The following is a 12,290-nucleotide window of genomic DNA, read 5'->3' as shown; positions in this document are numbered from 1 at the left end:
TGGAGCTGTCCTTATGGACCTTCATGACGAATGGCTCAGTTCTACAAGAAAATATATTAAGTTTGATCAATGAGAGACCGGTAAAACATTGTATAGTATTTTACACAGGATTATGGACTTGACTATTTGATTCTCTCTTTACTTCATGATTGCAGGTAGAGAAGTTATTTGAAGAATCAATTGCTTTTAAATTTATCGTGATTATTAGTTAGAAATTTTGCGACTATACTATTTTTCTCATATGGGAAATTGTATTTTTTGCTAAGATCAGAAATAAATTTTTCTGTTTCAAATTGGTTTTTAGTAATTTTATAAAAGAAATCCTCGACAGATGAATACTGTGAAATATCTTGATAGGCTAAGTCCATTTCGTTTAATAGCTGTTTTGAAGAATCAATCAGTATTTCTTTTTCACCGTATTTGAAATCCCCATTTCTTATCTTATCTTGAAGTTTACTGTTGGCTCTTTTGAAAAATAGCTCTTTAGAGATAGAGTGTTTTTGACTAGCATACTCTTCGATAAGAGGATTGATATCATTAGCAAGTATCTCATTTAGATAAATTTCAAAATCTTTTGAGTAATATTTTGAAAATATATTTTTTATTATAGGATTCAATAACTCATAGTCTTTATCTAGCGAAAACGTATCACTATATCTTTCTTGAATATCATTAAAGACTTTGTGAGGTATCTCTGGGAAGTCCTTAATATATAGCTCATACCCTGAATCTATAAGGTATGAAGCTATGTATTCTTCCAAAGTTCCCCATTTAATCCAGTCTGCACTAGTGTTTCCAATATTTGCAATTGTTAAAAGCCTATTTTTATTGGGTAAAGACACACCTCTAAGCCAATTATTAACGGAACTTATTGGTGTGTCTCCAATTAAATCACCGAATCGTTCTAATGTCAGACCTTTGGATTCGATAATTTTTCTAATACGTTCACTAGTTAACGATAGATTAGGTTTCATAACTAAGCCTCCTTTTTCTGATTTATTGTAACATATATTGCTATCATTTACTAAAATTTATTAAAAATGTTGACAATGGAATTTCTATAAGATATTATAAAATAGTAATTTTTAGTAATTATTTTTTTGTTGCTCATTACTAAAAATTACTATTTAGGTAGAGAAGTTATAGAACAATCAAAAAGGAGAGGTTTTTGTGGAAGCAATAAAATTAATGATCTCAGAAGAGCAGGAGGAAATGTTTCTGAAGCAGTTTTATCAAATTGCTACAAAAGCTATTGAAAAGGCTCAAGAAAATGCTGGTATGACAAGGGAATATCTCAATCAAAAAGAAATGGCAGAATACTTAAATGTGAGCGAAAACTTTTTAAAAAATGCTGTAAGAAATGAGGGATTACCTGTGGTTGAATTGGGGGCAAGAAAATTTTATTCGAAAAAGGCAGTTAATGAGTTTATGTTTGCTCGAATGAAGAGAGGTGAAAGTTTTGAGAGAAGATGAAATAACAAATTTAGTATTGAAAAGAATTGAAAAATATATAAAAAAGAGTGCTCCCGATAGTTTGCAGACGAAGGGGAACACTCGATAATGAATAAAGTTCTAAGAAAACTTTATTTGACTACATTTTAACATACTTTAAAGATAGGGAGAAAGTATATGAGTGATGAACAAAAGATTCAAAGAAATTACTATGCTATCATCCCCGCTAATGTTAGATATGACCGAGACTTAATTACAAGTTCAAAGCTTTTGTATGGTGAAATCACTGCTTTATGCAATGAAAAAGGATTTTGCTGGGCGAAAACACAGTATTTTCAAGATTTATACGGCGTTAGTAGGGTATCTATTCAAAAATGGCTTAAATCTTTAGAAGCAAATGGCTACATTTCGAGAGAAGTTATATATAAAGAAAATTCGAAGGAGGTAGATAAAAGAGTTATAAGAATTGTTAACACCCCTGACAAAGAAAAGTTAGCTACCCCGCTAACAAAAGTTAACACCCCTAGCAAAGAAAAGTTAACAGAGGATAATACATCTAATAATACAATTAATGAAGAAGAGGATATTAATATAAAAGAAATTTACACTAAGGTTAGTGTTCTTTATGAAGAAAATAATGACGATGGTCGAAAATTATTACAAGTGTATCACTATTTGAAAAACGCTAATGTATATATAGATGATATCAGAAAAATCATTGAATTTTTATATGAAAATACTCAGTATCTTAACGCTCAATGCATTATAACACAACATAAAGCATGTGTTTTTCAAGCGAAAACAGACGAAGGACTATTCGATTACGCAAAATTTTTTCTAAATGGACTTCAAATTAGATATAAAAATCAGCTTTTAGAAAATATAGAGACTACAGATCAATTCAATAAAGCATTCGGAATTAAAGAGTTACCTAAAATCCCTATGCATAATTGGTTAGAAGGAGAAAAAACATGATTAAAAATCGTCTAATAGATCAGATTTGGTGTCTTGATCAAAACACTGATACTCTCGAACTAATCGAGAGTATCTGCTTCAACACAGTAGTTCTCGATTTAAGAGCTGAAAATGACAATTGTGTAACTCATGTCATAATTAATCAAAAAATAGCTCAGCAGCTCTCTGAGAGTCTTAGAAAATGGGCTGAAGGGGAAAAACTATGAAAGCAATTAAAGAAAAAATCGTTAGTAGAAAAATAAACTGGTTAGCACACAGTGTACTTGTTTTAATGATTAGCGTTGTTTTTACAAGTAATATTGTTGAAGCTAGCATTTTCAATTGGTTTGATGACACAAAAAGTCAAACAGAGTTTTTGAATAATTCTCTTTATAGACCTTACCTGAAAAAACACAATGGAGATTTCCTTAGTCAGTTTGGGTTTTGGCTTGGATGGGCTGTGGTAAAAGGTATGTTTACTGTGACTGATTCGATTCAAAATATGATTCCAGATGTGCTAGATTTGTTCAATTTTATTGAAAGTACAGGGCTAAATAACGTTTATCAATCAGTCATGAATACAATTGTCGTTGGATTAATGATCCTTTCATTGATGTTTGTTGGCTACAAGATGATTACTGGAAAAGGAACAATAGATTTAAAATCTGTTGCAATGAATATAGTGATGTCTGTAGCATTAATTCTTTTAATGCCAACGATGATTTCTAGCGGTATTCAATTTTCCAAAATATTTTACAATGATGCTACTACGATTACAAATTCAGATGACGGAGTCGCTTGGTCATTGATAAAACAAGGAGTAACAGATTTGGCATATATTAATAAAACAGATCAGTACTCAAGCATTGATAAAACGGAGGATCGGAATAAGTTAACACGAAAAAATTTTCAACAGACGGATCTCACACAAGTGTTGACGAATAAAGTGATTGATAAATTGGAAAAAGAAAATCCAGCTGCGGATAATCTTCGCTATGAATTAGTTGAAAATTCTAATAATGAATTTGTTGCCACAAAGTTTTCTGATAACTTTTTATCAACATTTTCTGATAGCTTGAAATCAGGCTATTATCGCTATCAAGCAAATCTTTGGGGAATTTCGATTGGGTTGACAGCGTTGGCAATCGCATACGTGTTTAGCGCGTTTGTCATTATTACAGCAATACTAGAACTTGCATTTAAACGTGTGTTAGGTGTTCTTGTTTTTGCAACAGATATTGAGACAGGACAGCGTTCAAAAGTTGTTCTATCAGATATTCTACAATGTTACTTAACTGTTGGATTTCAAGGATTTGGACTATCCATGTTTGCTATGTTTATCAATTTTCTGAACTCAGGACAAGGTATCTCAACAAATATTTTTATAAAAACAATTGCTTATATCTGTGCCGTGTTCGTTCTAATAAAGGGTAGTGGAACAGTCATGCGTTACTTTGGCGTGGATATTGGTTTAAAAGAAGGCTATGGCCAGCTTGCTTCAGCATTTGGCATGGGCGCTATGCTGTTTAGAAAAGGATCAAATGGATTTAATCGAGCGAAAGGAAGTGGAAACGGAAATGGATCATACAGCAGGGAAGGAGAAGATCGAAAACCTGAAAAGAATTTCGGCGAAAGTTTATCAAAAAAAGCTGGCAAAACTGGAAGATTTTTGGGATATGCCCATGAACGTGGAATATCAGCTTTAGCTTCAGATGGAGCTACAATGGCTAGTGAAAGAGCAACAAAACCATTTAAGAGTATGCGTAATATGGCTAATGATACCAAGAATAAGTTCAAAGAAGGTTTAGATGATGGTACCGTGTCCGCTATTAATAAAAATAGCAAACCTATGTTAGCTAAAAACAAAGAAGATGAAACTGGAAAATATGCTGATTCCATGCCAACACGTCTTTCGGATAGAAAAGATGGTGCTAAGGTTGAAAATGCCGATAGAATTATGTCTAGTTCTGAATGTATGCGTGAAGCAATGAAAAATAATGCTGAATCGAATAATAATCCTGTAAGTGCGATTCAGCAAAAAGTCCAACAAGATATTGAAGAACGTAAAAATGCTATGCACGGTCAAGCTAAGTCTGCTGAAGAATTAATTAATCAGAAGCGTCAGGAAGCGAAATACACGCCTGAAGCAATGAATCGTGAGGAAATGTTAAGGAAACGTGTAGAAGGGCGTACAGGCGCTAATATGGACGAAAAAGAAGCGTTGACCAAAGAAATAATCCAAGAAGCTAAAAATTCAAATACAGGATTAGAAAAATTAGTCAAAGAAAATCTACAAAATTCTACAAGTAGTCAAGGTGGCCGATCAGTAGATGTTCGAGAAAATATTCAAGGTTCATTGAATGGTCATGTCGGACGGAATGTTGATGTAAGAGAGAATTTACAAAGTTCTTCAAATGGTCAAGGTACTAAGACAATTGATGTTCGAGAAAATCTGCAAAGTAGCAGTACAAGTCAACCAAAAACAGTAGATGTCCGAGAAAATGTACAAAGTTCTACAAGTAGTCAAGGGTTCAAAACAGTAGATGTTCGGGAGAACGTTCAAAAAGATAGTGGAGAAATGAAAGAAAAAACACAAAAAATCAATATCGTTGAAGAAAGAAAGTCAGCGAAAAAATTTGATTCAAATCATGAAACAGTGATTATTGATAGTGAAATCCGTGAAAATGATAAGGGATCAAAACCAAGACGAAGATTCACTTATGAAGATAACGAGTTGTCCAGAGATACATTTAATGATCCTAATCCACTTTTCGATAGTCTATTAAAAAAATAAAGAGGTGATTGTCATGCAATTAATTCTGCAGATTAGTACGCATGATTTCTTAGAGCTTGACGAATTATGTGAATCAGTAAAGAACGCAACAAATGAAAAAATCACGGTCACTAATTATATTGAACTGATGATTCAAGAAGAATTGAAGATAAAACATGAGATAAAAAACAACCTGAAATATTGTTATCTAGAAAAAAGTGAAGAGAAAATCCATGAATTAAATGTTTTTTGAAAATTGTATTTGACATGGATTTATGATAAAGAATTATTGGGGATTAAGCTGTTATTCTCTTCCACTTCAGTGAAAGAATGGGTAAAAGAGTTAGAATATGTAGAGCAATATTGACAACATATAAAGGAGCTATTGTTTAAAATTGGAGTAACAAAAAAATAAAGAGAGGTTTACATCTGTCAGATTAAAAGTGATAGTATGCCCCATGAAACTTGCAAAAGAGTTGAACCGATATACACTAGGTTCAACTCTTTTTATTTGTAAATTGAAAAAATATCACCGAAGTGACGAATGAAACTGTGACCAAAGTAAACAAGAAAATAAATATTGTAAATAAAATAAAGTAGTATAAAAAGATATTGATGAAGCCAATCAAAATTTAGAATTTCAAACGCTAGATAATCAAATAGATAAAAAAATTAAATCAGTTCTATGCGTACGACTAATAAAAATAATAAATTTTCAATAGAAGAAAATGGAAATGAAATCAAGTAATTATGAAAAAAAACAAAGCACTTAGAGAAGTCTGCAAGCAAATTTGAGTAATCGAGATCCATTTTTTTTAAGGAAGTTTAGCAAAAATATGTAATTCTATTGTCACTATTAAAGAGAAAGTTGGAGCGGAATATAAAGAAAAGAGAAAAGCAATTAAACTCAAAAAAATGTAGAACTTAAAAAATATAAAGAGGAACAACCGTTAAAATTAGGAATGATGTAGTGTAAACATTAGAATTGCTATGATATAAATGAAGTGTTAAAGAAAGCAAATTTAAACCAATTTTGTGAATAGAAAAGAGAGTGGCAAGCTTTATCTTGCCACTCTTTTTTTGTGTGTAAAAGCCTTAGTCACTATGACCAAAATTACGGACGAAACTATGACCAAAAGTAGGTACTATATTATGACCGAAAATAGGTCCAAAATGGATTTTTTTGTGATATCAAAAAAATATGAAGTGATTTTGAAAGAAAACCAGTTGGCACAGCCAACTTAGCCACCTTCCTGTAGGAAGGTGCTATCAGTTTTCCCTTATGCTCTTTTCTTTCTTTTTTGTTTTATATGTCAAATACCATTTTGAAATGTACCATCTTAAGAAATTTATCCTTGAAAACAATTGCGTTATTGGATAAAAAGATGCTACATTATCTTAAAAAAGGAATCAAATATAATGAATTTAGTGGCCAGCATATCGCGTGATTAAGATACTTTATAGTGTAAGTTGAAGGAGAAAAAATGTTTAAAATATACTTCCCATTTCAGCGGGAAATAAAGGAATCTTGTTGTTTCTACTAGTAATGTATCTTTTTGGAAACTATGTAACGATGTAAGCAAGATTTTTTTCAGAAGAAAAAACGATAAAAGTTGTGATAAAAGATTAAAAAATAGGAGAAAATCTATCAAGCGTATAGTATGAAACGCACATTTAAAAAATATTCGACTAACTAAAAAAGTTTACAAAGCATGGTCGTGTATTACAAGTAATCTATGCACTGAAAAATGATAGAGAAAATCTGATACGTCCGCAACAATGAACGATTGAAAATGAAAGTGAGGAAATTGGGAGAATGTCTGATGAAAATAAAGTTGTTCCGCTTGAAACACTAGTGATAAATAAGGAAGAGTTTGAGCAACTTTTTCTTGATTTTTTTGTTCAATATGACAGGATTTATGATTTTAGTTCGTCACTAGATTTATTTGAATTAGAAGCAGAAATAATAGAAAACAGCCAAGAGGAAGATGGTAACATTATCATTTCAGTAGAAAAGTTCCTTGAATTGTTTTCGGAAATATTTGAAATAGATACAGACTATTATCAACCACAAGAAATTTTTCGAGAGTTTAGAAATCAGATTATTCGCTCAGGTAAGACTGTAAACTGAAAAACAATAAAAGAAACGTTGAAAGAATGATTATTCCTTCAACGTTTCTTTTTTAGAATGTTTTAATGACCATATCAGCTTCAGTTTCAGGTTCAGGTTTAGGTAATTCATGGAAGCTTGTGTTTATAGTGCTTAGTTGATCAACTAACCATGTTTTCCTTTTTGAATTGTAGACAAATCTAAAATTAATATCATTGTTCTCGTGTTGAAGAGGTTTCTCCAAATAAGCTGGTGAATATTCATAGTCAACGTAACCTGCTAATACAAAAGAGAGCAATCCATTATTTAGTGTCAGATTTAACGGATGGTCGTAAGCTTTAATTTTTTTTAACGTCATATTGTACATATCTTCAGCCATAAAAGTTGAGTTCATGATTTCATCTTGGGTTTCATTAAAAAAGTTATCCGAATAATCGCTTATTTTTAAAAAGTCTTTATTGGCACCAGCCTCAAAAAATTGTTCAACTTTTTCAGTATAAAGTTGTGCTAATGCTCCTTTTTCAATAGTTACTTTAATGTTCTCGTGCCAATCAATTTCTGTGCTGTTCAGTATGGGAAGATCGGCCTTGAGTTTTATATCCTCTTGATTTCTTTCAATTTCAATTGGCAAAATCTTTTCAGTAGGTTCAGTTTCTGATAAAGGGACATCTAGTTTTTTATCATGATAATAAGCTTCAAATCCATCTGGAACCGGAAAAAAATGTATAGGGTAATTCTTTTCTGAGGTTGTTGTACTAGTTTCCGTACTTGTAGAATTTGTGTCAGAAGTGGTACACCCGCTTATAGTTCCGATGAGTAAAGCGCAGGTTAGAATGATTGCAAATTTTTTCAAAGAAATTCCTCCTTAAAATTGAATATGGACTAATACTAGTCCCATTGTAGCATACCAAATCTTTAACATTAATAAGAAAAAGGACTAATTTTAGTCCAAAAGGTGTGCTATTCTTGAAAGAGGAAAAAATTATTGATAGAGAAAATGTAATCGGTAGCAATATTAGACGATTCCGAGTAGAAAAAGGAATCGGTCAAACCGAGCTAGTTAGAGACCTACAGCTTAGAAAAATCGCTATAACTAGGGAAACATTGGTTAAGATTGAAAGCGGCCGCCAACACATTAAGTTGGATCAATTGAGAGCTATTAGGGATGTTCTACAGGTGTCTTATGAAGACTTGCTTCAATAACTACTTGTAGTCTTTAGTATAAGAAGCTATTTTTACACCCTTATGTATCACAAAGAAATACTGGTATAATAATGAATGGGATATGTAACGATAGGGTATACTATATTCTCAACAGGTTATACTGAGAATCCAATTAAACGAAATCATTTGAAAGTATACAAAACGTTGTTGGATAAAGCATATGAATTTGTATTTTCAGAACACTTTAGATTCTTAGAAAACTATGATTTACCTAGTTCACTGGATGTTGGTATTGAACTATATGGTGGAGTAGAAAAGAAAAATCTAAAGTTAAATTTATCAAAAGATTATAGCAAAAATAGTCCAGTGTTAAGAGAGCTAGAAATGCAATGAATCCAATGATAATTTATCTTAATGTAAATTGCTTAACTCTAATTGTTTCTCGTGATTATGATTTTGCTACTGATGTATATGTTGAAGAAAATAAAGGCTTGAAGTTAGAGCTTACTGGATATAATTTGTCGCAGCAATTGATACTATTAGTGGGGCGGTAAACTCTTTAGCAACCACATACTTCTGAATATAACTTTCAATCAATATCTGTAGGTGAAGATAATGTTGGACAATTGTAAGAGTCTTGTTATCGTTTAAGAAATTGAAGGAGGAATCTTGCTAATTGATGAAGTAGACGCAGGTCTTTTTCCAGCTGCACAAATTGAATTTTTTTATGTCTTAACCCAATTTTTTTAAGACTAGGGTATTCAGGTGATAATGACCCAATACTCTCCAACGATGATTAAAAAAGTTTTTATCCAAAGAGATATTAAAAACTATAAATAAACTATTTAACGAATACTTTTGGTAAAATTCAAGTGATGACAGATTAAAGCTGGATATATATGCAGATATGTATGTAAGGACAAAAAGTTGATGAAGATTTAATAATGCAAAAAATAAATATTTCAGGAGGTGTATTTTTTGCCAACAACCAACTCCCTTTTGAGGTATCTGGCAGGAAAAAGTCAATTGTATAAATTTGAAAAAAACAATAGACAAGAGTATTGGAGAATATGAAATTTATATCGAGATATCGAGCATTTTGCAGAGGGAGCCGGGGTGGCCCATTCAGCTATTAATTCAAAAGAATGTGAAAATGACTGCAATTAATAATTTAGATAAATCTATGCGTTCTTTATGGTATTCAATATTAAATTATCCCAACAAATTTATCAATCTGATTAACAAAACCATTGTAAACATTGAAGAATGGCCAAGACAGAAAGAAATTTGTAAAAAAGAGTTTAATCATCCTTTTTCTCTAGAGGAAGGGTTTGCGACCTTCTTCCTAAATATAACGAACGTAAGTGGTATTACTAGCGGTGGACAGATAGAGGGGACAAAACAAGAAAGTAAGTACAAGGTAGGTTGTTGCTTTAATAAGCAATCTTTAATAAAAAAATAAGGGATATTTCTTTACTAAAAGATTCAATTAACTAATATGGATGTTGAATCTTATACAGATGGTATTTCATTTAATTATCCAAAAGAGAAAATGTTCATTTTTTTGAGCCTCCATATTTTAATCAATGTAAAAAAATCTTTATTTGAATTTATTGATAAAGATAAGCATAGCATTAGGGATTATTACTTATGACAATCCAGATGAAATTTATTGAGATTTACAAAGAATTTCGCTAAAAATATAAGTATATGCTTAGATATTCTGTTAATAATAAGCGTAAAGAAAAAGCTTGGGAATATCGTTTTACTAGTTAAATTACAAAAATTGATAATTTTGCTAATGTAGAACCTTTGAAACTAATTGATAAGTAGCTTTTTACCAAAAGCACACCACGTAACTTGAATACGATTGAAAACTAATCATTAAAATTTATTATTAGCAAAGTGATTAATCCTATTCAAAAAGCACCTAGCTTCAATTATCGTCAATGAACTTAACTTCATAGCTGAAGAAAAATCTGAATAAAGAAACGATGGCTGAACCCTTGATAGATAAGGGTTCAGCTCTTTTTAGGAACTTATGTCATAGCCACTTTTTTACATAAATCAGCTAATTAGAGAACAAATTTTGTAATTTGAGATGATGAACTTCTAAAAGACGTTGATACAGATCAGTTTCAAAATCGCTGTAATGACAAAAATCAAGGACTGTATACTTAGAAGAATCAAGACCAGCAGGAATCAGTAGAGGTGAACCAAAGATGAAAAAGTCATATTCTTCAGTGATGGGAAGTGTGAGTAGCTCGATATCTACAAAGGGGATTTTCTTTCCTAAATTCAAGATTTCTTCGGAAATCAGATGTTCAGAGACGTTAACAAACCCAACTTTCAATTTATAGTTTTCATCGATTTCTGAATAATACGGATAAAGTAAACTGGTTTGTAGAAAGGCTAATTCACTTACGCATGATTTCAGCCATGTATAGTTTTTTCGTTGTGCGATTTTTTTCCAAAAACCTTCGATTTTGATTGTCAAGATACGTAAAAGTGGGTATTTATCTTTAATATAAGAAGAGATAAATAGTGTGGTCAAAGGAATTTTTTGCTTGAACATGCTAAAATTACCAATTGATAGATAGAGATTCAAAAGCAAAGCTGGCTCTTTTTCAAACTGGAGTGTACCAATAAATGTCTGACAATGCTTCTGAAATTCCTCTAAGATATCTTTGACCTCATTGCTCGGTTGTTCATACGAATGATGAACGATCGGCACACGAATGTCTTGATTAGAGGTAAGAAGCGGCCAGTAATAGAATAAGTAAAACAAAGAGTTTACCTCTAAGATATCTAAACGAAGATTCGCAATTTTGAAGAAGTCGTAAAAAAAGTCAATGTTTGTTTCGCTTGGAATAAAGGAATCTCTTGATAATCTATAGATATCCGTAAAATGATTATTTTCGATCCTCAGCAAACAAATCAGGCAATGGAGGCTGGCTTGTTTTTTTCCTAAATCAAACTTATTCTTGTGTTGCGATCCTTCGTGCTTATAAATCAATGCACGAACTTCTTGGCTGTAAGGAATGCTATCCAGGCTTTCCCCTAATGAAACAAACCAAAAGAAATTGAAAAAGATGATGCGAATCAGCATTTCAGAACCAGATAAGGTAAGATTCGATAAATTCAAGTTGATATTGTATTCCTTCAAATATTCAGCCAATTTTTTTATTTGCCGAAAACACGTTGAGCGGCTGATAAATTGGCGATTGCAAAAAGCTGCAAGATTTTCATCTTGTTCGGTCAGAAGACTGATCAATAATTTATAAGGAACACTTTCTGTTGATAGGTAATGTTGGTATTGGGTATATTGAACAAGTTGTTCAGGAATGGATAACTTATTTTTATTATGTAACAGTTTAATATCAGTAAATTGTTCTAAATCATCTTGTATATCACATAGGATTTTTTTGAAACGAGTCGCACTGAAATAGAAATCTAAGTTTTCTCGTACATGATCTAAACTATATTCCCCCGGCCGTAAGGTCATCACCTTTCCATACACGCTTAATTTCATTCTCGCATGGTCATCTAATAAAATTTTTTCAATCAATTCTTCACCTTCTTTTTATGTTTTTATTATTAATACCGTATTTATTTTTTCTTGTAAATACTTGTCTCGATTTTCTAAAAAAACTATACAGGATTTAGAAATATTTTTTTTTAATTTATCTCAAAATTACCACTTAATGAGTATAGTCAAGTCCATAATCCTGTGTAAAATACTATACAATGTTTTACCGGTCTCTCATTGATCAAACTTAATATATTTTCTTGTAGAACTGAGCCATTCGTCATGAAGGTCCATAAGGACAGCTCCAA

General features: G+C 31.6%; 12 protein-coding genes. 9 read left to right on the top strand and 3 right to left on the bottom strand.

Annotated features, from left to right (window positions below; translation table 11 throughout):
* Positions 1–176: 176 nt before the first annotated feature.
* Positions 177–974: a helix-turn-helix domain-containing protein gene (locus OZ002_RS12945; protein WP_002331646.1), complete on the bottom strand. Its 798-nt coding sequence runs from the start codon at positions 972–974 to the stop codon at positions 177–179.
* 196 nt (positions 975–1,170) lie between these two features.
* On the opposite strand from OZ002_RS12945, the gene OZ002_RS12940 reads away from it, so the two are divergent.
* The 6 genes from OZ002_RS12940 (at position 1,171) to OZ002_RS12915 (ending at position 7,310) form a co-directional block, all read left to right on the top strand.
* Positions 1,171–1,473, top strand: coding sequence for a helix-turn-helix domain-containing protein (locus OZ002_RS12940; RefSeq protein WP_002313373.1), 303 nt, complete (start codon positions 1,171–1,173; stop codon positions 1,471–1,473).
* Between the two features lie 156 nt (positions 1,474–1,629).
* On the top strand, positions 1,630–2,427 hold the full coding sequence (locus OZ002_RS12935) for a helix-turn-helix domain-containing protein (protein WP_002331645.1): 798 nt from the start codon (positions 1,630–1,632) through the stop codon (positions 2,425–2,427).
* Positions 2,424–2,633, top strand: a complete 210-nt coding sequence (locus OZ002_RS12930) for a hypothetical protein (RefSeq protein WP_002331644.1) — start codon at positions 2,424–2,426, stop codon at positions 2,631–2,633. Before OZ002_RS12935 ends, OZ002_RS12930 begins: the two co-directional genes overlap by 4 nt.
* The gene (locus tag OZ002_RS12925; RefSeq protein ID WP_325083465.1) at positions 2,630–5,200 is read left to right on the top strand and encodes a pLS20_p028 family conjugation system transmembrane protein; all 2,571 of its coding nucleotides are present in this window, start codon (positions 2,630–2,632) and stop codon (positions 5,198–5,200) included. Before OZ002_RS12930 ends, OZ002_RS12925 begins: the two co-directional genes overlap by 4 nt.
* 13 nt (positions 5,201–5,213) lie before the next feature.
* The gene (locus OZ002_RS12920; RefSeq protein ID WP_156249100.1) at positions 5,214–5,432 is read left to right on the top strand and encodes a hypothetical protein; all 219 of its coding nucleotides are present in this window, start codon (positions 5,214–5,216) and stop codon (positions 5,430–5,432) included.
* A gap of 1,563 nt (positions 5,433–6,995) precedes the next feature.
* On the top strand, positions 6,996–7,310 hold the full coding sequence (locus OZ002_RS12915; protein ID WP_156249101.1) for a hypothetical protein: 315 nt from the start codon (positions 6,996–6,998) through the stop codon (positions 7,308–7,310).
* Positions 7,311–7,362: 52 nt separating this feature from the next.
* Here the strand turns inward: OZ002_RS12915 and OZ002_RS12910 are convergent, their stop codons facing one another.
* A complete protein-coding gene (locus OZ002_RS12910) occupies positions 7,363–8,142 on the bottom strand; it encodes a hypothetical protein (protein WP_252704092.1) in 780 nt (259 codons plus the stop codon).
* 104 nt (positions 8,143–8,246) lie between these two features.
* Between OZ002_RS12910 and OZ002_RS12905 the strand changes: the two genes are divergently transcribed.
* The 3 genes from OZ002_RS12905 to OZ002_RS12895 all read left to right on the top strand — a co-directional run bounded on the left by OZ002_RS12905 (position 8,247) and on the right by OZ002_RS12895 (position 9,915).
* Positions 8,247–8,492, top strand: a complete 246-nt coding sequence (locus OZ002_RS12905; protein ID WP_002313380.1) for a helix-turn-helix domain-containing protein — start codon at positions 8,247–8,249, stop codon at positions 8,490–8,492.
* A gap of 75 nt (positions 8,493–8,567) precedes the next feature.
* Positions 8,568–8,846: a hypothetical protein gene (locus tag OZ002_RS12900; protein ID WP_325083463.1), complete on the top strand. Its 279-nt coding sequence runs from the start codon at positions 8,568–8,570 to the stop codon at positions 8,844–8,846.
* A gap of 760 nt (positions 8,847–9,606) precedes the next feature.
* Positions 9,607–9,915: a hypothetical protein gene (locus OZ002_RS12895; RefSeq protein WP_002314578.1), complete on the top strand. Its 309-nt coding sequence runs from the start codon at positions 9,607–9,609 to the stop codon at positions 9,913–9,915.
* Between the two features lie 609 nt (positions 9,916–10,524).
* Here OZ002_RS12895 and OZ002_RS12890 read toward each other — a convergent pair.
* On the bottom strand, positions 10,525–12,021 hold the full coding sequence (locus OZ002_RS12890; protein ID WP_002334939.1) for a helix-turn-helix domain-containing protein: 1,497 nt from the start codon (positions 12,019–12,021) through the stop codon (positions 10,525–10,527).
* Between the last annotated feature and the right edge of the window lie 269 nt (positions 12,022–12,290).

The organism is Enterococcus sp. E4-150 (genome assembly GCF_035726465.1).
Lineage (GTDB): Bacteria > Bacillota > Bacilli > Lactobacillales > Enterococcaceae > Enterococcus_B > Enterococcus_B faecium.
This window is presented reverse-complemented; position numbering and strand designations above follow the sequence as displayed.